The 21,029-nt window shown below is 64.7% G+C and carries 23 protein-coding genes; 10 read left to right on the top strand and 13 right to left on the bottom strand.

Going from position 1 to position 21,029, the window contains the following annotated elements; translation table 11 throughout:
• Positions 1–137: 137 nt before the first annotated feature.
• From trpC to QYL91_RS13125, 4 genes are read left to right on the top strand one after another with little or no spacing between them, the layout of a single operon-like run.
• The gene (trpC, locus tag QYL91_RS13110; RefSeq protein ID WP_302080942.1) at positions 138–914 is read left to right on the top strand and encodes an indole-3-glycerol phosphate synthase; all 777 of its coding nucleotides are present in this window, start codon (positions 138–140) and stop codon (positions 912–914) included.
• The gene (gene trpB, locus QYL91_RS13115; RefSeq protein WP_302080943.1) at positions 911–2,161 is read left to right on the top strand and encodes a tryptophan synthase subunit beta; all 1,251 of its coding nucleotides are present in this window, start codon (positions 911–913) and stop codon (positions 2,159–2,161) included. Before trpC ends, trpB begins: the two co-directional genes overlap by 4 nt.
• On the top strand, positions 2,158–3,000 hold the full coding sequence (gene trpA / locus QYL91_RS13120; protein ID WP_302080944.1) for a tryptophan synthase subunit alpha: 843 nt from the start codon (positions 2,158–2,160) through the stop codon (positions 2,998–3,000). The genes trpB and trpA overlap by 4 nt, the downstream gene beginning before the upstream one ends.
• 24 nt (positions 3,001–3,024) lie before the next feature.
• On the top strand, positions 3,025–3,831 hold the full coding sequence (locus tag QYL91_RS13125; protein ID WP_302080945.1) for a 2-amino-3,7-dideoxy-D-threo-hept-6-ulosonate synthase: 807 nt from the start codon (positions 3,025–3,027) through the stop codon (positions 3,829–3,831).
• A gap of 16 nt (positions 3,832–3,847) precedes the next feature.
• Here QYL91_RS13125 and QYL91_RS13130 read toward each other — a convergent pair whose 3' ends face one another.
• Positions 3,848–5,170 (bottom strand): AAA family ATPase, encoded by a 1,323-nt coding sequence (locus QYL91_RS13130; protein WP_302080946.1) that lies wholly within the window; start codon positions 5,168–5,170, stop codon positions 3,848–3,850.
• Positions 5,171–5,283: 113 nt separating this feature from the next.
• Complete coding sequence (locus tag QYL91_RS13135; RefSeq protein ID WP_302080947.1) at positions 5,284–5,985, bottom strand: ArsR/SmtB family transcription factor; 702 nt, start codon at positions 5,983–5,985, stop codon at positions 5,284–5,286.
• A gap of 222 nt (positions 5,986–6,207) precedes the next feature.
• Here QYL91_RS13135 and QYL91_RS13140 point away from each other — a divergent pair, with 222 nt between their 5' ends.
• Entirely contained in the window at positions 6,208–7,383 is a 1,176-nt protein-coding gene (locus tag QYL91_RS13140; RefSeq protein ID WP_302080948.1) for a 3-dehydroquinate synthase II, read from the top strand.
• Between the two features lie 15 nt (positions 7,384–7,398).
• Here QYL91_RS13140 and QYL91_RS13145 read toward each other — a convergent pair whose 3' ends face one another.
• From QYL91_RS13145 to QYL91_RS13160, 4 genes are all read right to left on the bottom strand, one after another.
• Positions 7,399–7,842: a zinc ribbon domain-containing protein gene (locus tag QYL91_RS13145; RefSeq protein WP_302080949.1), complete on the bottom strand. Its 444-nt coding sequence runs from the start codon at positions 7,840–7,842 to the stop codon at positions 7,399–7,401.
• A 27-nt stretch (positions 7,843–7,869) separates the two neighbouring features.
• Entirely contained in the window at positions 7,870–8,565 is a 696-nt protein-coding gene (locus tag QYL91_RS13150) for a type I 3-dehydroquinate dehydratase (RefSeq protein WP_302080950.1), read from the bottom strand.
• Positions 8,566–8,627: 62 nt separating this feature from the next.
• Complete coding sequence (locus QYL91_RS13155; RefSeq protein WP_302080951.1) at positions 8,628–9,590, bottom strand: transcription initiation factor IIB; 963 nt, start codon at positions 9,588–9,590, stop codon at positions 8,628–8,630.
• A gap of 196 nt (positions 9,591–9,786) precedes the next feature.
• Positions 9,787–11,628 (bottom strand): flippase-like domain-containing protein, encoded by a 1,842-nt coding sequence (locus QYL91_RS13160; RefSeq protein ID WP_302080952.1) that lies wholly within the window; start codon positions 11,626–11,628, stop codon positions 9,787–9,789.
• A gap of 147 nt (positions 11,629–11,775) precedes the next feature.
• On the opposite strand from QYL91_RS13160, the gene QYL91_RS13165 reads away from it, so the two are divergent.
• A complete protein-coding gene (locus tag QYL91_RS13165) occupies positions 11,776–11,961 on the top strand; it encodes a DUF7836 family putative zinc-binding protein (protein WP_302080953.1) in 186 nt (61 codons plus the stop codon).
• Between the two features lie 39 nt (positions 11,962–12,000).
• Here QYL91_RS13165 and QYL91_RS13170 read toward each other — a convergent pair whose 3' ends face one another.
• Together QYL91_RS13170 and QYL91_RS13175 are read right to left on the bottom strand one after the other, a co-directional pair.
• The gene (locus QYL91_RS13170; protein WP_302080954.1) at positions 12,001–13,722 is read right to left on the bottom strand and encodes a radical SAM protein; all 1,722 of its coding nucleotides are present in this window, start codon (positions 13,720–13,722) and stop codon (positions 12,001–12,003) included.
• Positions 13,723–13,784: 62 nt separating this feature from the next.
• Complete coding sequence (locus QYL91_RS13175; RefSeq protein WP_302080955.1) at positions 13,785–14,258, bottom strand: pyridoxamine 5'-phosphate oxidase family protein; 474 nt, start codon at positions 14,256–14,258, stop codon at positions 13,785–13,787.
• 112 nt (positions 14,259–14,370) lie between these two features.
• Here QYL91_RS13175 and QYL91_RS13180 point away from each other — a divergent pair, with 112 nt between their 5' ends.
• On the top strand, positions 14,371–14,529 hold the full coding sequence (locus QYL91_RS13180; RefSeq protein WP_302080956.1) for a DUF7559 family protein: 159 nt from the start codon (positions 14,371–14,373) through the stop codon (positions 14,527–14,529).
• On the top strand, positions 14,526–14,990 hold the full coding sequence (locus QYL91_RS13185; protein WP_302080957.1) for an Hsp20/alpha crystallin family protein: 465 nt from the start codon (positions 14,526–14,528) through the stop codon (positions 14,988–14,990). The genes QYL91_RS13180 and QYL91_RS13185 overlap by 4 nt, the downstream gene beginning before the upstream one ends.
• Here the strand turns inward: QYL91_RS13185 and QYL91_RS13190 are convergent.
• The gene (locus tag QYL91_RS13190; protein WP_302080958.1) at positions 14,987–16,087 is read right to left on the bottom strand and encodes an NAD(P)/FAD-dependent oxidoreductase; all 1,101 of its coding nucleotides are present in this window, start codon (positions 16,085–16,087) and stop codon (positions 14,987–14,989) included. The two genes, QYL91_RS13185 and QYL91_RS13190, sit on opposite strands and share 4 nt — an antisense overlap.
• Positions 16,088–16,287: 200 nt before the next feature.
• On the opposite strand from QYL91_RS13190, the gene QYL91_RS13195 reads away from it, so the two are divergent.
• Positions 16,288–17,358, top strand: coding sequence for a hemolysin family protein (locus QYL91_RS13195; RefSeq protein ID WP_302082870.1), 1,071 nt, complete (start codon positions 16,288–16,290; stop codon positions 17,356–17,358).
• A gap of 20 nt (positions 17,359–17,378) precedes the next feature.
• On the opposite strand, the gene QYL91_RS13200 is transcribed toward QYL91_RS13195, so the two are convergent.
• From QYL91_RS13200 to QYL91_RS13210, 3 genes are read right to left on the bottom strand one after another with little or no spacing between them, the layout of a single operon-like run.
• Positions 17,379–17,978 (bottom strand): NUDIX hydrolase, encoded by a 600-nt coding sequence (locus QYL91_RS13200; RefSeq protein ID WP_302080959.1) that lies wholly within the window; start codon positions 17,976–17,978, stop codon positions 17,379–17,381.
• Positions 17,979–18,020: 42 nt separating this feature from the next.
• Complete coding sequence (locus QYL91_RS13205) at positions 18,021–18,503, bottom strand: DUF7109 family protein (protein ID WP_302080960.1); 483 nt, start codon at positions 18,501–18,503, stop codon at positions 18,021–18,023.
• Between the two features lie 51 nt (positions 18,504–18,554).
• Positions 18,555–19,649 carry a glycosyltransferase family protein gene (locus tag QYL91_RS13210; protein ID WP_302080961.1) on the bottom strand — a complete coding sequence of 365 codons (1,095 nt, stop codon included), beginning with the start codon at positions 19,647–19,649 and terminating at the stop codon, positions 18,555–18,557.
• Between the two features lie 84 nt (positions 19,650–19,733).
• Between QYL91_RS13210 and QYL91_RS13215 the strand changes: the two genes are divergently transcribed.
• Positions 19,734–19,904 (top strand): HVO_0758 family zinc finger protein, encoded by a 171-nt coding sequence (locus QYL91_RS13215; RefSeq protein ID WP_302080962.1) that lies wholly within the window; start codon positions 19,734–19,736, stop codon positions 19,902–19,904.
• Here the strand turns inward: QYL91_RS13215 and QYL91_RS13220 are convergent, their stop codons facing one another.
• Positions 19,905–20,993 (bottom strand): aldo/keto reductase, encoded by a 1,089-nt coding sequence (locus QYL91_RS13220; protein WP_302080963.1) that lies wholly within the window; start codon positions 20,991–20,993, stop codon positions 19,905–19,907.
• Positions 20,994–21,029: the final 36 nt, after the last annotated feature.

Below are 21,029 nucleotides of genomic sequence, written 5' to 3' on the forward strand. Positions count from 1 at the left end.
CACGCAGTCGGGCCTCGGACCCTTGAAAATTTGTGTCGGACCGCAACCGTGCCCCAGCAGGCGCCACAGCCCAGGTGTCGCGAGTTGGGAGCAGTGTCGCAAGCCTTTTGTACATCTCTGTTCATTAGTGTCCACTAATGGACGCCAATGAAGAGTTCGCGCCAGCGATACGGTCGATACTGGAGACTGCACGCGAGCGCGGCGGCGGTGACGAGCGAGTCGACGTCGAGGCACGGTCGCTCCTGGACGCAATCGAGCAAACGGAGACAGAGGGGCGCGTGCCGGTCATCGCGGAGGTGAAACCGACGAGTCCGACGACAGACGGCGAGCAACGGGCAGACCCCGTCGAACTCGCCGAGCAGATGGTCGCTGGCGGCGCGACGGCGCTGTCGGTACTGACCGAACCCGAACACTTCGGTGGGACTCCCGAGGACCTACAGGCAGTGCGAGAGGCAGTCGACGTGCCAGTGCTCCGGAAGGACTTCATCCTCCGCGAGGAGCAACTGGACACCGTCGAGGCCGATATTATCCTGCTCATCGCTCGCTTCGTCGACGACCTGGATTCGTTGCTGACGGCCGCCCGAGAGCGTGGCTTTCAGGTACTCGTCGAGACCCACACCGAATCTGAGGTCGAGCAGGCACTCGCTGCGGGCGCTGACATCATCGGCGTCAACAACCGGGACCTGGCGAAACTGGAAGTGGACCTGGCGACCTTCGAGCGAGTCAGCGAGAGTGTCCCCGAGAGCGCCACGTTGATAGCCGAAAGCGGCATAGGGACCACCGACGACGTGGCACGGATGCGCGAGGCCGGGGCCGACGCCCTGCTCATCGGGTCGGCGATTATGGCCCACGACGATGCGGGCGGTTCGGGAGGCGACGTCGAGACGAACACACGACGATTCACACAAGCATGAGTACGGATAGCAAATTCGGAGAGTATGGCGGACAGTACGTGCCGGAGGCGTTGATGCCGGCAATCGAAGAGCTGACAGACGCATACGAGCGGTACGTCCTCAACAACGAGGACGGCTTCGTCGACGAGTTCCGCCGCCGGATGAAAGACTTCGGCGGCCGCCCGACGCCGCTCCAGCGCGCCGACCAACTCTCCGAGCGCTACGACACCGAGGTGTATCTCAAGCGCGAAGACCTGCTCCACGGCGGCGCACACAAGCTCAACAACGCACTCGGGCAGGTGCTGCTGGCGAAGTACATGGGCAAAGAACGCATCGTCGCCGAGACGGGGGCCGGCCAGCACGGCACCGCGACGGCGATGGCCGCGGCCCACCTCGATATGCCCTGCGAGATATACATGGGCAAGACCGACATCGCACGACAGCGGCCCAACGTCTTCCGGATGCGCATCAACGGTGCAGAGGTCAACCCCGTCACGGCCGGCCGGGGAACCCTGAAAGAGGCCATCAGCGAGACGATGCGCGACTGGGCGACCACCGTCGAGAACACCCACTACGTCATCGGAAGCGTCGTCGGGCCCGCCCCGTTCCCGGCGATGGTCCGGGACTTTCAGGCGCTTATCTCCGAGGAAGCCCGCGAACAGATTCGAGAGCAGGCTGGCCGCCTCCCCGACTCGGTGCTTGCCTGTGCCGGTGGCGGGTCGAACACGATGGGAACCTTCGACCACTTCATCGATGACAACGACGTCTCCCTCTACGCCGTCGAGGCCGGTGGGTCCTCGCTGTCTGTCGACGAGGAAGCGGGCGTCGCGCCGAACTCGGCGTCACTGTCGACCGGCGAGGAGGGCGTCCTCCACGGTGCGCGAACGAAGGTCCTGCAGGACACCGACGGCCAGATTATGGAGTCACACAGCGTCTCCGCCGGACTCGACTACGCCGGCGTCGGGCCGGAGCTGGCACACCTCGTCGACAGCGGTCGGGTCGATGCGGTCAACGTCGACGACGACATCGCGTTGGAGGCGTTCCACCGCCTCTCGCAAGACGAGGGCGTCATTCCGGCACTGGAGACCGCACACGCCTTTGGCTACCTTGAAAAACACCACGACGCCCTCGGTGACCTCGTGGTCGTCAACGTCTCCGGTCGCGGGGACAAAGACCTCGAAACGGTCATCGAGGAGACGATGGACCGGGACCTCGACATCGCGCCCGACATGAGCATCTTCCGCGAAATCGGAGGTGGGTCGCTGTGAGTCTCGCCGATGCTTTCGCCGACGAACCCGCCTTCGTCCCCTACCTCGCAGCGGGTGACCCCGACTACGAGTCCTCTCTCGCGTACGTCGAGGCGCTGGCCCGCGGTGGCGCAGACGTCATCGAACTCGGCTTGCCCTTCTCCGAACCGATTGCAGAGGGCTCGACGATTCAGGAGGCAATCGTCCGGTCGCTCGAAGCCGGGATGACGCCCGACCGCTTTTTCGAGTTCGTCGAGGACCTGGACGTCGACGTGCCGCTGGTCTGTATGACCTACTACAACCTCGTCTACCAGTACGGCTCCGAGCCAGGCCCTCGCCCCTTCGTCGAGAAGGCTGCCGAAGTCGGCATCGAAGGGCTCGTCATTCCAGACCTGCCCGCAGAGGAGGCTGGACCGCTCCGGGAAGCTTGCGACGAGTTTGGCCTCGACCTGATATTCATCGTCGCGCCGACGACGAAAGGCGAGCGGCTCGACCGGATGCGCGAGCAGGTCTCGGGCTATGTCTACGTGCAGGCGCGTCTCGGCACCACGGGTGCGCGCGACGACGTGAGCGACCACACCGAGGAGTCGCTGGCCCGCATCGCCGACTGGGACGTGCCCAAGGCCGTCGGATTCGGCATCAAGACAGGCGAGCACGCCCAGCGTATCGTCTCGGCGGGCGCGGACGGCATCATCGTGGGCTCTGCGCTGGTCGACATTGTCGCCGAGGGAGCCGAAAACGGCGACCCGACCGCCGAGGTGGCAACGAGACTGGAAGAAAAGGCCCGTGAATTAAAAGAGGGTGCGCTCGCCGGGCAGTCGAGTGACCCCCAAGACCGGCCGCAACCGGAACGCACATAATCGTACTTGCCACAGTGTCGCACAATGACAGCAGGGAAGTCGGCACGACTGACACGCATCGGGACAGACGGACGCTACCTCGTCGTCCCGATGGACCACGGCATCACAATGGGCGCTGTAAAGGGCCTGAAAGACATCGAATCGACTATCGACGCGGTGACGCGGGGCGGCGCGGACTCAGTTCTCACTCAGCGCGGCATCGCGCCACGCGTCCACGAGAACAAAAACGACGCTGGCTACATCGTTCACCTCAACGGGTCGACGACTATCGGACCGGACGAGAACGACAAACGACTGACGGGAACCGTCGAGGACGCCATTCGTGCCGGGGCCGACGCCGTCTCCCTTCACCTCAACGTCGGCAGCGAATACGAACCTGGCCAGATCACCCAGCTCTCGGAGATGACCAGCGAGGCCGCAGAGTATGGTATCCCCGTCCTGGCGATGACGTACGCCCGCGGCCACGACATCCGCGACGACGACCCGGAAGCCTTCTCCGAGGACCTGGGTCACGCCGTCCGCCTCGGTGAAGAACTCGGCGCAGACGTCATCAAGACGGCCTACTCCGGGACCCCCGAGACGTTCGAACACGTCGTCGAGTCAACGCGGCTGCCGGTCGTCATCGCCGGCGGGTCGCGGGGGACCGACGCGGAGACGCTGGATATGGTCCGCGGTGCGATGGACGCCGGTGCGGCCGGCGTCTCGATGGGACGGTCTATCTTCCAGCACGACGACCCCGAAGCGATTACCAGCGCCGTCGCCGCCGTCGTCCACGACGATGCGACGGCGAGTGTCGCACTCGAACGGGCGGGACTGAAAACGGAAGCATAGCGTCTCCGACCGGTCGTTACGTTCCGGGCCCGAGTCGACCGACGAACGACCGAATCCGGCCGGTCAGGGAGTGACTGGCAGCATCGTCTTCTGAGTCAGATTCTTCTTCCGACGCCGACGCTGTCTCATCTTCGGTAGTGTCTGCTGTGTTACTGGCCGATTCCGATTCTCCATCGCGGGTTTCAGCAGTCTCGTCAGTGTCGGAGCCAGCTCCAGTGGTCGCCTCAGTCGGCTCTGTCGCCTCAGTCGGCTCTGTCGTTTCAGTCGGCTCTGTCGTTTCAGTCGGCTCTGTCGTTTCAGTCGGCTCTGTCGTTTCAGTCGGCTCTGTCGTTTCAGCCGTGGTCGAGGACCGGTCCTCAGACTCCGGCGCGGTCTCACTCTCCGGAGCCGGTCCGTGTCTGGTTGCACCCTGCCCGTCAGACATCGCCTTTCCCTGTGGGTCTTGTCGGGTATCCGGTTCAGTAGTCTGCTCCTGAGGGTCGTCTATCCAATCGGGAACTGACGTTTCGGCCGATGTCTGCGTATCTTCAGAGTCACTGCTCTCGTCGGAGTCAGCACTCTCTTCGGAGTCAGCGCTCTCTTCCGAGTCCTCAGATTGGTCGTTGGTCCCAGATTGTGCCGTCTCGAGTCTCTCCGGTAGGCTGTTGGCGACGCGGCGGTACTGAGCCGCGGCGTCACTGCCGGGTGCTGACTCGACGACTGGGACACCGTTGTCCTGCGAAGCGGGGACGGCTTCATCCTCCGGGATGTGACCCAGCAGCGGAACGTCGAGAAACTCGGCAATCCGTTCTGGCCCGGGCGAGGCACCGGTTCCCGACTTCGTCAACAGGAATCCACAGGTCGGCGTCCCGACACGCTCCGAAAGCGTCTTTGTCTTCTCGACGTCTCGAATCGCCGCGACTCGAGGCGTCGAGACGAGCAACGTCGCATCCGCCTGGCGAATCGGTTCGACGACCGCGCGACTGAGTCCGGCGCCGGTGTCGACGATGACGAGGTCGAAGGCCTCACGGAGTTTGTCGAGCACTCCCCCAAAGCGGTCGAAATTAACCGAGATGTATCCCTCAAGATCCGTCCCGCTTGGAGCAACGGCGAGGTGTTCATCCACGCTGTACACGGCATCCGAAACGTCGGTATCACCACCGAGAACGTCGTGCAGCGTCGGGTCGTCGTCCCCACGCGGCACCGACAGGAAGTCGACGATGTTCGCCATCGCCAGGTCGAGTTCGACGACGACCACCCGATGCCCCATCGCGGCCACGGCCGCACCGAGGTTGATGCTGGTCGTCGTCTTACCCACACCTCCCTTGGCACCGGCGATGGTGACGATAGTGCCGTCCATACTCATTGTCATGTCATTCAGTTATTTAATAGTGTGCAATGGAAACACAATCGAGGTTACGCAAAATAGCATTAGAGGCCCCGCGCTCGCAAGTACTGGCCCCAATCGTCGGCCTACTGACGACGCCGCCACGCCCAGAGCCAGACGAGGACGAACGCGCCACCGAGGAAGAACGCAAGACCGGCAACGAGTGCGGGGTCGAGTCCCGATGTTGCCGGGTCTGTGACCGTACTCAGGTTCTCGGGTGTCGGCGTGGGCGTCGTCTCGTTTGCCTTCATAATCGAGACGCCGCCGTCGGGCGTCGGTGTCCCCTGCGGCGTACTACCGGCGTCGACGGGGGCCTCACCACCTGCTGACTCCGGGGACGGCCCAGGTTCGATCTGGCGTGCCAGCCACGCCACGCCGGCGCTCATCGGCAGCAACACGGCGAGTGCGCCGACGATGCGTTCGAGTACCGACCGCAGCGACGACTGTTTGTCCCGCCCGGCAAACAACACCAGCGCCTCGTCGGTCGGCGCATACACCTTCATCTCGGTCCCTCGCTCGGAGTACCAGGTATCGACGACTTCGATGAGGTCGGCGTCGACGAGTTTCTCGAGGTGGTACTGCGCGTTCTGGACGGACGTCTCGGTCACGTCCGCGAGGTCAGAGGCCGTCTGTGGTGTCTCGTGTAACTCTGAGAAGATTCGGCGCGTCGTCCCCGAAGAGAGGGCCTGAAAGACGTCGTCGGCGATGTCGTCGTCGAGATCGACCAGCCGGGGTTTGCGGCCGTCGTCGAGGCTTACCTTCTCCCGGAGCGGGAATATCGAACTCATCCGTCTACGTCGGGATACAGCCGTGACTATAATGACTGTATTCGAAGCGCAAAGAGCCGTTTTAGTCTTGATTGTGACTCGATTGGAGACGCAAGCCGCTGTTCCCACCCGGTCTGGTAGCCCACCGCCACGAGGGGTCCGCCTGGAGATGCGGCAGCGGTCTTACCTGACCAGTCAGTGGCATCCGCCACACTCAAGCCACCCGCACGCCAGCGTACCCACATGACACGCTCTGTCTGGCTGAAAGCCGACGACGAGGTTGGCGACTGGAAAGCCCGCAAGCGTCGCATCACCGCCGGGCTGGAGGCTGGCGTCGACTGGGTGCTCGTCGACGAATCGGACGTCGACCGGGTTCGCGAACTCGGAGACGTCAACATCGCCGCCTTCGCCGGTGACGACGTCCACGTACTGGAGGCCGAGGACCGCGAGAACGACGCCGACGCCACCATCGTCGGCAAGCACGGCGAGGGTGACGGCACTGTCTCGCTCCCGACCGACTTCTCCGGGTCTGCGGACCTCTCTGCGCTCCGGCAGGACAGCTCGCTCCCGAAAGGCGGCTACGTCCGCATCCACGACGAGGACTACGAGGAGTTCGCCGGCGCTGTCGCCGAGGAAGCCGACTACACTATCGTCATCGGTGAGAACTGGCAAATCATTCCCCTGGAGAATCTCATCGCTCGCATCGGCGGAGAGACCACACTCGTCGCTGGAGTCCAGACCGCCGAAGAGGCACAGACGGCCTACGAAACGCTCGAAATCGGTGCCGACGCCGTGTTGCTGGATACCGACAGCCCCGACGAGATTCGCGACACCGTCGAAGTCCGCGATGCTGCCGACCGGGAGACACTCGACTTGCAGTACGCCGAGGTCACCACCGTCGAACGGACCGGCTCCGCTGACCGCGTCTGCATCGATACGGGCAACATGATGGACCACGACGAGGGGATGCTCGTCGGCTCGATGTCCCGCGGGCTCTTTTTCGTCCACGCCGAAACCGCCGAGTCACCCTACGTCGCCTCCCGACCGTTCCGCGTCAACGCCGGTGCGGTCCACGCCTACGTCCGCACACCCGGCGGCGAGACGAAGTACCTCGCCGAAGTCGGGAGCGGCACCGAACTCCAGGTCGTCGACACCGACGGAAACACACGCGAGAGCATCGTCGGTCGCGCGAAAATCGAGAAACGTCCGATGTTCCGCGTCGAAGCCGAAGTCGAGACAGACGAGGGGACAGACCGCATCGAGACGTTGCTCCAGAACGCAGAGACCATCAAGGTCAACACCCCCGACGGGCGCAAGGCAGTGACGGATCTCGAAGCCGGCGACGACATTCTGGTCTACTACGAGGACACCGCTCGCCACTTCGGCGAGGCCGTCGAAGAAAGCATCATCGAAAAATAAGGCAGTCGACCGTTCTTACCCGCCGTCGCTGGTCTCGAACTCCGTCGTACACCAGTGACAGAAGTCGAGATTTTCGTCGATTTCCTTCCCGCAGTTCGGGCAGGTCTGCGTGCCGTCCTCGCCGACGGGACTGGTTGTGTCTGCCTGTGCAGTCCCGGAGTTTGCCGCAATCCAGTATGCATCGAGGACACTCAGCGCCGAGAGCACGAGCGCGACGAGCGCGACGCGTTCGGGGACGGCAGCGCGGGCCTCGAGAATGGCGTCTATCGAGAAGGTCGTCGGCACCGCCTCGGGCGGGACAAGCCAGACGACACTCGCGATGATAGCGACGAACCAGAGCAGGGCACGCCCCCACCGTCTGAGGTAGACGTGCCCGAGTCCGGGGTACAGTACCGCCAGCACGACCGCTACCAGCGGGCTCTTCTTTTTCGACCTGCCGGACGAACTGGCACTGCTCACATTCTACGTTCGGTCGGCTATGTGTGTTTAAACTTCCGCACTGGCGGAGTCACCCGCCAACTGGTCGACAAGACCCGCCAGCGTGGCGAGGTCGTACTGTCCCGGTGCGGTCGCGTCTGCGGGGTCGACCGGCGCGTAGCCGATACGTGACCCGTACAGCGGTGCGACCGCTCGTGAGTGCCGTCCAGCCTCACCCATCGCCATCGTCGCTACCGTCTCACCCGCCTCGGTCAGGTCCCAGGTCGCGTCCAGCAGGTCGAGGACGTCCCCGCGTGTGGCCGCGGTGACTGCCAGTTTCCCCACGTCGCCGTAGTCACAGGCGGCGCGGAGCGACTCGCGCAGTTCGTCGGGGGCCGGCGTCGCCTCGAAGTCGTGTGTCGAGACGACGACGCGGACGTCGTGGTCCTCGGCGTGGTCGCGGACCCGCTGTGCGTCCCCGGCCTCGAGTGCGGCGAGTTCGAGGTCGACTGCCGCGACAGACGGGTTCTCGACGGCCGTTTCCAGCGCATCGAGTCGGTCCGGCGTGTCCGGCGTCTCGCCGCCTTCCCAGGCCACGCGATTTGTCACGAGCAGAGGGAGCCGCCCGTCGTAGGCGGCCAGTGCATCTAGCGGGTCGGCGGCGAGGTCCATGCGGAACTCGACGAGGTCGGCGTGGTCGCGGGCCGCTGGCTCGTCGGCGAGGTCGGCAGTCGACGCGGCGAGGCGAAACTCCTCGAAGTGCATACGCTCACTACCTGCCACCGCCAGAAAAGTGTGCCCAAACCGAGAGTCGTGCGGATGCTTGGTCAGGCGACGGGCAGGTCCTGCTCGGCTTCGAGCAGTTCGTGGTAGCGGTTCCGGATGGTCACTTCCGAGATGTCGGCGACCTCGCTGACCGCGGCCTGGGTTGTCTTCTCGTTGGTCAGCAGTGCGGCGGCGTAGACGGCCGCGGCGGCCAGTCCGACCGGGGACTTGCCGGAGTGGACGCCTTTCTCCTTTGCGTTCTGGAGGAGTTGGCGGGCGCGACGCTCGGACTCCTCGGAGAGGTCGAGCGACGACGCGAAGCGTGGGACGTAGCTCTCTGGGTCTGCCGGCTGGACTTCCAGGCCGAGTTCCCGGACGACGTACCGGTAGGTTCGAGCAATCTCGCTTTTCTCGACACGGGAGACGTCGGTAATCTCGTCGAGCGAGCGGGGGACACCGGCCTGTCGGGCAGCGGCGTACACCGACGCCGTCGAGACGCCTTCGATAGAGCGGCCGGGCAGCAGGTCCTCGTCGAGCGCACGGCGGTAGATGACGCTTGCCGTCTCGCGTACGTTCTCGGGGAGACCGAGTGCCGACGCCATCCGGTCGATTTCGCCCAGCGCCTGCTTGAGGTTGCGCTCTTTGGAGTCGCGGGTCCGGAACCGCTCGTTCCATTTGCGCAGGCGCTGCATCTTCTTGCGCTGGGTCGAGGACAGGGAGTTACCGTAGGCGTCCTTGTCGCGCCAGTCGATGTTCGTCGAGAGGCCCTTGTCGTGCATCATGTTCGTCGTCGGTGCACCGACACGGCTCTTCTCGTCTTTCTCCTTGGAGTCGAAGGCGCGCCACTCGGGACCGCGGTCGACGGAGTCCTCTTCGACGACCAGCCCACAGTCCTGGCAGACCGTCTCGCCGTGCTCGTCGTCGGCGATGACGCTCCCACCACATTCTGGGCATTCGAGGCCGGCGCTTTGTTCTTCTGTCTCTTCTTGCTCTCGACTGCGTGTTCGGGTTTGTGAGTCGCTCATTGTGAAGGCAGATGCCAGCCGCGGGCAGGCCAATCCTGAAAATTCCCGGGCTCAGTTGATGATACCGATGTTCGCTCGAACAATACTTAAAATCTTTGCTATGGCACTCACGATGCGTGTCAGACGCCGCGAAATGCCTATTCTGGGCGATTATTTCGAACAGTTCAAATATGGGGTCGGTTGACGCGGAGTACGACTACTCGACGGTCTCGGCTTCGATGTCCCGGCTCTGTTCGACCGCCGTCGTCAGCGAGACGTTCAGCCACGCCATCGACACGATGCCGCCGACGATAGTGACGACGTTTTTCACCGCGTGGTCGACCACCGAGATGGCAAGGGCCGTCGTCGCTGTCAGCGCCGGCGAGGTCGTCAGCCCGACGACGATGAGCGTGAACGCGCCCTCGTAGAGGCCGATGCCGCCCGGCGAGAGCGGCAGCACTTTCGCCAGGTTCCCCACGCTGACCGCGAAGAAGGCGACGGCGACCAGCAGAAGCGTCACGTCGATACCGAAGGCAACGAAGACGACGAGCGCTGTCACAACGTCGAGCGTCCAGATGACGAGACTCCCGCCGCCGACGCGCAGGAAAGCACCCCGTTCGCTGACGATGGTCTGGATGTCGCCGACGAACTGTTCGAGCACGCCCGCGACGACGTCGGCGTAGGCGTCGGAACTCAGTGTCGCGATGGCCGGCCGGATGAGGTCGGTCTCCCGGCGGGCGTTGAGGACGATAACAGCCACGGCGACGACTGCCGCCGCACCGACGGCCGCTGCGACGCGGAGTGCAGTCTGTGCGGCCGCGGCGGGGTCGACCGTCTCGCCGCCGATTGAGACTGTTCCGATGTCGGCGGCGATGGCGGCAGCGATACCCGCCGTCCCGTCAGTGAGAACGAGTCCGACGAGCACGGTGCTCGCGAGGATGGTGATGGCAAGCAAGTCGAAGACTCGTTCGACCGCAAGCGAGGCAAACCCCGTCGGGTACGGGACACCGCGGCGTGCCTTGACGACGTACGCCCGGACGCCATCGCCCAGTCGGGCGGGGAAGACGAGGTTCCCGGTCTGGCTGATAAATACCGCGCCGGTCATGAACCAGCGGTCGCTCGGGTGGCCGAGTCGCTCGAGGATGTGCTGGTAGCGGCTCCCGCGGAGCGGCCACGAGAAGAGATAGACCAGCGCCGAGACGCCGACGATGACGGGGTCTGCACCCGTAATCGCGTCGAGAACCGACTGCGGGTCGAGATACACCGTCATGAGCGCCAGCGCAACGACGACCAGCAGTGTCCCCGCGGCGAGACTCGTCGTGCGCGTGATGCGCGGACTGACCGATAGTTCCCACCACGTCCGCAGTATCTGGCTCCCCATGCCGAAGACGTCCCTGATAATGTCGACTTTCGAGTCACCCTTCGGCGTCCAGTCGACCGGGAACTCCTTGACGCGGTACCCCTCTCGCTGTGCCTTGACGAGGATTTCCGTGTCCCAGAACCAGTGGTCGTCCTCGACGTCGTCGGCCAGAGCGAGCTGTGCCTCGCGGTCGAACGCTTTGAAGCCACACTGGTGGTCGCGGACTCCAGACCGCAAGAACAGTCGCACGAAGCCGTTGTACGCCAGACTCGGAACGCCACGCTTTGCCGGCCGGTCGGCGGCGCTTTCGGGGAGCCAGCGCGACCCGGTCGCCACGTCGTATCCTTCCGTGCGGATACTCTCGACGAGTTCCTCGAGGTGTCGCATGTCCGTCGCGAGGTCCGTATCGAAGTAGACGAGCGTCTCGCCGTCGGCCTCGCGGAAGGCGTATTCGAGCGCCCCGCCCCGGCCAAGCCGCTCTTCGCTGTGGATGTGACGGACGGCGTCGAACTCGGCGGCGAGTTCGTCGGCGATTTCCGGCGTGCGGTCCTCGCAGCCGTCCTCCGCGACGATGACTTCGTAGCTGTCGGCCGGGAGAAACGCCGCGAGGTGGTCCAGCGTCACGGTGACAGTCTCGCGGAGCGTCGCCTCCTCGTTGTACGCGGGGAGCACGACACTCACCTCGACGGGACCACTCATTGGCGAGTGTAACGCGAGGGCCTGCAAGAACTTTCTGTTCCGGAAGGCGTGCCGGTTGCCGACGCCACGGTCACCCGTTCACCGCGGATTTCTCCTCGCCGAAAATCGGCAGAATCCTTATCAGGAATGGCCGGCCGACTGTCGAGTATGAACGAGGCATTCGTTCAGTTGTCCTGTCCTGCCTGTGACAAACAGTGGGAAGACGAACCGACGGCCCTCCATGCGCCCGACACCGATTTCACCTGCCCGGACTGTGGTGAAAGTCGACACCCCTCGGAGTTCATGCGGACCGACCGTGACCTCGAAGTCCTCAAGGACTTCACCGAATCGTAGCGGGTCCGGCTCAGCCAGGAGCCGACTGCCGGAGAAGGGTCAGTCAGCGCCTTCCGGAGTGCTCACAATCGCGAACTTCGAGAGGTCGACGCCCTCGACGTTGTCGACAGAGTCGTAGGGCCTGTCGACGAGGATGTTGCCCGCACGCTGGCGGCCCAGTCCCGGAATCGCCGCGAGCTCGTCCATCGACGCCGCATTCAGGTCGAGCGGATGAGGGATACCGCTGACCGAGCGATAGCCGTGGTCGGTGACGGCCACGTCGATGGTCCGGCCGAGTTCGCGCTCGCCCGGTATCCCGACCAGCAGCGGGTACGTCCCCAGTTGCCGGCCGAAGGTCTTGCCGTCCTGGTGATATTCGAGGTGCACGTCCTCCAGGAGTGTTCCAGCCGGGGAGAGGCGCTGAAGCATCGGATTGTCGATTTCCTCGCGAACCTCGCGCTTGTACTGTTTGAACTGCTTTTTGTGGTCGTGGGCGATTTCGGCACCCGTCTCTGACATCTCGGTCCCATCGAAGGCCATCACCTGCCGGATGTTCACGCGCCGGAGCATCAGCCCCTCGTCGTAGACGCGCTGGAGGAACTCCCTGTTGTGCTCAAACGTCTCGGCGCGTTCGCCTTTCAGCCCGTGGACGAGATTGATTCCCGGCAGCAGTTTCGGGAGGCGGTCGGCTGCACCGTCGCCGAACTGTGGCGCACTATTCTTGTCTTCACCGGGCCGCCAGCCGGCTTCCTCGTTGACGATGCGAACCGCGCGCAGGCACTCCTCGGCGGAGACGTTGAGGTTGTTCTCCTCTTGGACGACCGGGTCGGCCGACTCCAAGCCAAAGGCGGCGGTGTCGCCTGGCGTGTTGTGTTCGGCGATGATGCGGATTCCCTCCCGGGATTTCTCGGGCCACTTGACGATGGTGATAGGGTTCATATTGTCGAGGTGGAGCGTCTCCAGGTTCGGGGCCACCTCTCGAATCCCGCGGTACAGCGCTCGCAGGGCGTCGGGGTTCGGCGCCTCACCGTCACCGCCGTACGCGAGAATGTCTGCCTGTCGGCCCAGTCGGAAGTGTTTCGCGCCGTGGTCCGACAGGGCGTCTACCTCGCCGACGACCGAATCGGGCGCGCGGAAACTCGGGTCGGCGCCGTAGAGCGGTTCGGTACAGAACGAACAGCGGTACGGACAGCCCCGCGACGTCTCCATCTCGCAGATGAGATAGTCGGGGTGGTTCGGGTGCTGTTCGATGACGAATGCGCCCTCCTGTGCCCACCGTGAGATCTCCTCGTTGTCGCGCATCCGGTTGTCGAACCCCTCCATCCCGCCGTGGACGAGGTCGTAGACGGCCGCCTCCACGTCGCCTTTGGCGACGAAGTCGTAGTCGAGGTCGTCCCGTTCCATATCCTGTGCGCCGGCGTTCTCGTCGCCGACGCCAAAGCGGACCGGGCCACCCATCAGCGTCGTGCCGTTGGCGGTCCATGCGAGTTCCCGGACCTCGTCGGGTTCTGCTGGCGTGCCGCCGACGTACTTTCCGGGGACAGTCATGCCGCCGACGTAGACCATCAGGTCGGCATCGTCGACGTCCTGCCAGCGCTGGCGGTCGTCGCGGAGCGCGTCGATGGTGTGGTAGGTAATCTGCTCGCGGGGAACGCCCGCATCGACGAGCGCGCCGGCGACGTACCGCGGGTACGTCGAGATGTAGGGTGGGACGCCGAAGTGGGCCGGCTCGTCGACGTAGCCGTCCACGATTGTCACCGAGAGCGTCGCCGGGTCAGTCATACCACTCCCTACCGACTCGACGCGTAAAACCGTGACTGACCGGTGCCCACAAGGCGTCTGCGTTACTCAGACTCTTTGAACCCCTCGGGGAGTCCGGCGTGTTTGTACCCTTCCCGACTCTCGATGTGATACTCGTAGACGCGAACGGTGGCGTCGGCTTCGGCCTCCTGGAGCGCCTCCGGCCGCCAGGTGTTGGATTTGACGGCCTGGAACTCGTCCCACCGGTCAGGCGTGAGATACTCGATTGTGCCCGTCAGTGTGACACTCTCCCACTGGAACGGGGCTGTCGCCTCGTAGACCAGAAAGGCCGCTTTGTCGACTTCGGCCGAGAGTCGCTCTTTCTGGCTGTCCTCGTCGACGACGTATGTGAAATACAACCGCTCGTCACCATCGTACCCAAACGACATCGGCAAGATATACGGAACCGTTCCGGCATCAAGTCCGAGAACGCCAAACCCCTGGCTGGTCAAAAACTGGCTTATCTCCTCGTCGTCCATCGGCTCCACTCCTCGCTCGGTGAGTGTATCGATGGTCATGTGTGAATTGTTACCACACGAATAGCATATAGATTGACAGGATTCCCAGTTGGAGAGAACGACCTGTGCCGGATGCGGACCATTCTTACCGTCTGCGCCCGTACATAGTGGTATGCCAGCCACGCTGGAAGTCACCTGCACTGACGACGAGTGCGAACTCGACATGTTCGAGATGCACTACACGTACGACATGCCCGACAGCGTGGGCATCGGTGACTTCACCTGTCCGTACTGTGGCGAGACAGAATCGCTGGAGGTTATCGAACTATGATTCGGGAACTCGGCGAAACGATTGGCGACGCGGTGGTCGAATCGGTCGGGCGTGCAGTCGCGCGCTCCCAGGAACAGATGCCGCTGGACGCTGACCTGCTTGAGAGCGACGACGCATACCTCGCGCTCTTCGACGCCCCGGGCGTCGAATCCGGCGACGTGCAGGTCCGCTTCGAGGACGGCACCGTCATCGTCCGCGTCGACCGCTTCCGGGACTTCCACGATGGCTACGAGATGCGGTTCCCCGGCCGTGGCCTCTCGCTTGACGGCCGCGTCGACTTGCCGGACGATGCCACAGTCGATGTCAGCGGCGCGACGGCGACACTGAAGGAGAACGGCACGCTCCAGGTCGAGATTCCGAAAGTCGAGGCCGGCGACGTGGCCAACGAGCAGACGGACGCCGAAGACGACGATGCCGAAGCGACCGGGGACGACACGGCAGACGCGGCAGACGAGAATTAATCGACGATACCGGCGGGTAGGTCGACCGGCTCGTCGCCATCGAACCGGGTCGGGTCCCAGTGTGTGATTCCCTCGCCCCCGAGAACCTGTTTTGCCAGTCGCTCACCGACAGCAGGCGCGCGCATGAAGCCGTGGCCGTGCCAGCCGGTCGCCACGAACAGTCCGGGGCCACAGCGGCCAACGAGCGGGTCTCGGTCCGGCGTCGCCGTACACAGACCGGCCCAGGACCGCGAGATGGCGGCGGACTGACCGAGTGTCCGTTCGAGGCGCGCCAGGGAATCGCTCAGAAACGTCGAATCCGTCGTCCGGTCGTACTCGTCCGGGTCACCCTCGTAGGGGTGTGCGCCGTCGCCGACGAGAACGCCATCGTCGGCAGGCCGGAGGTAGAATCGCTCGGAAGCGTCGTAGAATATCGGCGGGGCGGCCGCGATGCCCTCGGTCACCAGCGCCTGTGCCCGGTAGGTCCCCAGCGCCAGCGAGTGGCCGGCCGATGCGGCAAGCGTGCGGGTTTGTGGCCCCGCTGCGAGGACGATACTGTCTGGGCTGGTCGAGCAATCGGGCGTGACGAGTTCCCCGTCTGCCTGTAGTGAGACGAGGCAGTCGGTGCGGAGAGTGACACCGGCCGAACGCGCCCGGTCGACCATCGCCGCCACGAACGCGTCGGTGTCGACGTAGCCGGCGTTTTCCGCGATTGCCCCGACTGCGAGATGGTCGGTCTCCAGTGCGGGGAGCCGGTCTGCGAGTTCCGCCGGGTCGACGATGGAGACGTCCCGTCCGCGGTCGGCCATCCGACCGGCGTGCTCTCGGATTGCGGCCACAGCGTGGTCGTCGCCGTCGCGTGCCACCCAGACGTAAGGTCGTTCGGTCAGGACATCCAGTTCGCGAAACCGCTCCAGTGAGCGGGCAGCGAGTCGCGCATCGGTTCGTTCGACGTAAGCATCGTAACAGAGTCCGGCGGCTCGGCCGGTCGACCCACTCCCGGGGTCGCCCCGGTCGTAGAGTGTGACTTCGACGCCACGCCGGGCGAGTACAGTCGCGACGGAGAGGCCGACCGCCCCCGCACCGACGACGGCCACACGCGTTGGGTCGGGAGCCATTCAATCGACCAGGCGGTCGGGTCCGCGAGTGGGGTAGCCAACGACGACATCGGCACCAGTATTGGCGGGCGAGAGCCCAGAGAGTGCAGTCATGTTGGCCGTAGTGGGTCGGCCCGAAGCAAAGTCCTGTCGTTCGTCTCAGGCAGACTCCACCGGATTTTTACAGACGGATACGCCACCCTCGCCGTATGGCCACAGCGATGCCGACGGGTGAAGTGACCCTCCGACTCGTCGCGGGCGTCGCACTGATTCTCACCAACGGCTTTTTCGTCGCTATCGAGTTCGCACTGACCCGTGCTCGCCAGTATCCCGAATCAGAGTTCGACGAACCGGGCCTGCGCCGGGCGTGGGAGATGACCAACGACCTCGAAATCTATCTGACGAGCTGTCAGGTCGGGATTACGGCATCGAGTATCGCAGTCGGTATCGTCGCCGAACCGGCGCTTGCGGCGCTTTTTCACCCGTACTTCGGGAGCGGCGTTCTGGCCTCGGTTGGCGCCGGCGGGATTCTCGCGTTCCTCATCATCAACCTCGTGCACCTGACTCACGGCGAGCAGACGCCGACGTATCTGGGCGTCGAGCGAGCCAAGTTCGTCTGCCGGTACGGCGCGAGTCCGCTGTACTGGTTCGCCTGGCTCATCTCGCCGGTTATCACAATCGGCGACCAGGTCGCCAAGGGAACGCTCGCACTCTTTGGCGTCGAGATGACCGGTGCGTGGCTGGAGACTGAAGTGGAGACATTCGAATCGCGCGCCGAACTCCGCCAGGCGATGGGCGAGACACTGGACAAGGGTGACCTCCCCGACGAGCGACGCGAAGAGGTCCTCAACGCACTCAGTATCGGCGACACGACCGTCAAGGAGATAATGGTCGGCCGCGACGAAATCGTGGCCCTCTCGACGGCCGACGACTGGGAGACGAACGCCGAACGGATGCAGAATTCACCCCACTCGCGGTTTCCGCTGGTCGATGACGGTCTCGAATCCTTCGAGGGGATTGTCTACGCCCCGGCCTTGCTCCGGCAGCTGAGCGCCGACGGCGGGCCAATCGACCTCGCATCCCTCGCGCAGCCGCCGATGACGACGAGTCCGGACACCGTCGTGAGTGACCTCATTGACCAGTTCCAGACCGAAAATCAGGAACTCGCACTGGTCATCCGTGGTGGGGATGTCGTGGGGCTGGTCACTGCGACAGACGCCTTCGAGGAGATTACGGGCGAGCTACAGGACCCGCTTGACAGCGAGTTCGACCTCGAATCGGACCGGACCTGAGTCACGCTGGCTGCGCCGGCTCAGACCGGGAACTCCGCGTCGGGGTCGACCACGCGGTCGACTTCGGGGGGCATCTCCCAGTCGGTCGCGAGTTCGAGAAACTGCACGAGCATCCGGGCGGTCGCCCCCCACACCGTGTAACCCTGAACGTAAAAAAAGTGGAGCCGTATCTCGCCGTAGTAGGGGTGGTCACGGCGCTCGCTCTCGTAGTTGTCCAGGTTCGTAATCTCGGAGAGCGGGAGGACGGCGATTTCTGCGACCTCCTGGTCACCGGGTTCGTACTCCCGGTCGGGAATCCGGGCGACGAACGGCCGGACGGAGTACCGGGTCACCGTCCGGATATCGTCCAGGCGGCCGACGCGGTCGACTTCCTCGGCGGCGAGGCCGATTTCCTCGTTTGCCTCGCGGAGCGCCGTCCGCCAGAGGTCGCTGTCTTCGGGTTCGCGGCCGCCGCCGGGAAAGCTCATCTGGCCGGGGTGGTCCGAGAGGTGGTCGGCGCGTTTCGTAAAGAGGATTGACGGCTCCTGGCCGCCGTCGACCACGGGCGCGATGACCGCCGCCTCGCGCTCCTGGTCTGAGACTACCGCCGCGTCGTGTCCTCGCACCCCCGCCAGGTTCATATTCGAACCGATGGCCCGGAGAATCTTATACCAACCGCCTGCCTACTGCAACGTCGCGTCGAGGCGGTCCCGAGAGCGGGCCAGGTCGACGCCGCCCCACGCCTCCAGTTCGTAACTCACGTCGAGCAACGCCTCGATGCGCTCGGTGTCACCAGCCTCGACGGCCGCACTCGCGTCGTCTCTGAATCGTCGTTCGGCCGCCCGAGCGACCGTCTCTCGCTCGATGTTGCGCGATTCGACATCGAGGATATGGGGCAGGTCCGTCGCGCCCTCGGGTAACTCGGGAAAGGCCACCGGACCGACGACGTAGAGCGTTTCGTCGACGGCCGCGTCCGTCGCATCCGGTTCGACGGCGACGAGATGATACGACCGGACGGCCGCGTCGATGTCCGCCGCGAAGGCATCCGGGTCGTGGTCTTCGCCGCGCTTGAAGGCCAGTTCCGCGAGCGCCTCGCCGAGTTCCGCCCGGGTGAGCGCGCCGAACAGGTCGACGACCCCCGCCACGTCGTGTCCCGTCAGGTCCATGTCGGTACCCCGACTGGGTCGGTCTTAACGGTTGGTGGTCGGAACGGTCTGTCATTCCGTCGCATCCGCGATGGCGGCCCGCGAGCGGTCCAGAACGTCGGCCGGCGACAGTGGCGTGTCGACCCAGGCCGGCAGACGACAGTCCTCGGCCGGCGGCTCGATAGCCTCGACGTACGTATCGACCTGCTGGCGTTCTGCCGCCCGGTCGTGGGTCAGGCCGTTGAATCCGGCGTCTGCGGCGTACTGGTCGACGAGTCGCTCGGCCTGCGTGCAGTATTCGGTAGCGAGGTCGTCGTACGACGGGTCCACGCCGGCGTCTGCCAGCGCCCGGAAGAGCGCGCTCCCGACTTCCCGGCACATGTCGCCGAGTCCCTGGGGACCACCGACCGAACGGTGGTCGTGTTCGTGGACGCCGAGGTCGACCTGCGCCGAGCGCTCGAAGCCCACCAGCCGGAACGCCTCGCCCAGCGTCCCCACTTCCAGCCCCCAACTTCGCTGGGCGCGTACCTGGCGAGCCACGTCGCCAGTGACGGCAAATTCGCCGGCCAGCCCGTACCGGAAGGCATCGAAGTAATCGACGATGGCATCGTCGTACAGTGCATCGAGCGCCCGCACGAGCGGGGCGTAAAACAGCCGGAACAGCCGTCCGTACAGGCGGTTGTTCTCGACGCGGGCGTAGTACCCCTTCGAAAACTCGTGACCGTTTGCGAGCGGAAACAGGAGTTTCGGGACGTGTGCCTCGGTGTAGGTTTTGGCGTCGGCGTCGTGGACGACGACGTATTCGGAGTCGGCGGCGACGCCGAGCGCCAGCCACACGTCACGGCCCTTACCCGCGTTCCCGTCGAGGCCGGCATCGGCGAGCAGGGACTCGACGCGAGGGGCGGTACACCACAGCACCTCGGCGTCGATGTCGAACTCGGAAACCCACGAGACGACGTCACCGACTTCCGTCGCCGTCGCGCGCAAGGCGACGACGACCCGCTTGGGGTCGACCCGTTCGAGGGCCGCGAGCACGCGTTCGGCGGCCAGACTGGCGTGGTCGCGCTCGGTCATCGGGACGACGACCGTCGTGCGGCCCGTCGGTGCGGTGGGCGTGGCGTCACCGAAATCGTGGAGCGTCGTGACCCGCTCCTGAACGTACTCCATCGATGCCAGGTTAGGACTGTGTGAGAAAAAGCCACCCGGTCGACCGCCACGAAGCTTTTGCCGGTAGGTGTCCTACGGTTGGGTATGACATCTGTCAGGAAGGGGCTCCGCTCGGGTGACCTCGAGAAGGACACCTACGAGCGATTGACCTGCACGAACTGCGGGGAAGTACTGGACACGAGAAACGACCCCGACGAAGTCGGGCGTCTCAGAGTCTGCCCGTCCTGTGACTCGGAGTGGACGGAAGTCGGCTAGTCACTCGAAGACGGCGTCGAACGCCTGTGCACCGAGCGGTTCGTACCGGCCGGCGTCGACGTTTTCCGCGACGTGGTCCGGCGACCCCATCCCGACGAGCGATGTCGTGACACCGGGTCCACTGCGCGCGAAGTTGATGGCCCGCTGTGCGTCCGTCTCGCCGTCGAGTTTGGCCGCGACGTCTTCGGGCAGTTCCGACGCCAGCCGCCCCTGCATGATACTCGCGCTCGTAAAGACGGCCAGTCCCGCGTCGTTGGCAAACCACAGCGCGCTCTTCTCGCCGTCGGGCGTCTCGTGTGACCGGACGGTGAAGGCGTCGGCCATGTAGACGTTGAACGGGAGCTGAATCGCGCGGAAGTGCGTCCCGGCCGTGCCGGCGCTGTCGGAGGCAGCCCGCGCTCGCTCGACGATTTCCGGCAGTGAGAGATACTGGCCGTGCTCGGCCGCGACTCGCAGCGCATCCCAGGTCGCGATGCCGTACCGTTCGATGTCGCCGGCCGCAGCGCGCTCCTCGAGTCGGGTGAAGGCGGCCTCCAGTTTGTCGTAGACGTCGTCTCGGCTGTGGGTCGTGAGCTGTGTCTCAGGGTTGTGGACGTAGTAGAGGTCGAGCGTATCCACGCCGAGATTCGACAGCGACCGGTCGAGCTGGTCGTCGAGAAACGCCGGCTCGATGCAGTGCTGGCCGCTGACGAAGTCCTCGGCGTCAACCAGCCCCGAATCGACGTACTCCTCGTGAATGTATCGTCCTGGGTTGGCCGGTCGACTGCCGTCGAAGGGCGCAAAGCCACCCTTGGTCGCGACGAAGACGGTGTCGCGGTCGACATCGGCGTCGGCGATAGCGTCGCCGACCACCCGTTCGCTGCGCTGACACCGGTAGTTGATGGCCGTGTCGACGACGTTGATTCCCGATTCGAGCGCCTCGACGACGGCGTCGTGGTAGTCGTCGTCGGCCTCGTCGGTCGTGTCGCCGAGATAGGTGCCGACGCCGACACTCGAGACGACGCAGTTGCCGAACATCCGGAAGTACGTCCGGGCGAAGTCGTCGGTAAACCGGTCGCGGTAGTCCCAGGTCGCCTCGCGCGTAGCCATGGGTCTGGTTCGGCACGGAGACGTAAAAACGGCGTC

Source organism: Salinibaculum rarum, from assembly GCF_030505615.1.
Classification (GTDB): Archaea; Halobacteriota; Halobacteria; order Halobacteriales; family Haloarculaceae; genus Salinibaculum; species Salinibaculum rarum.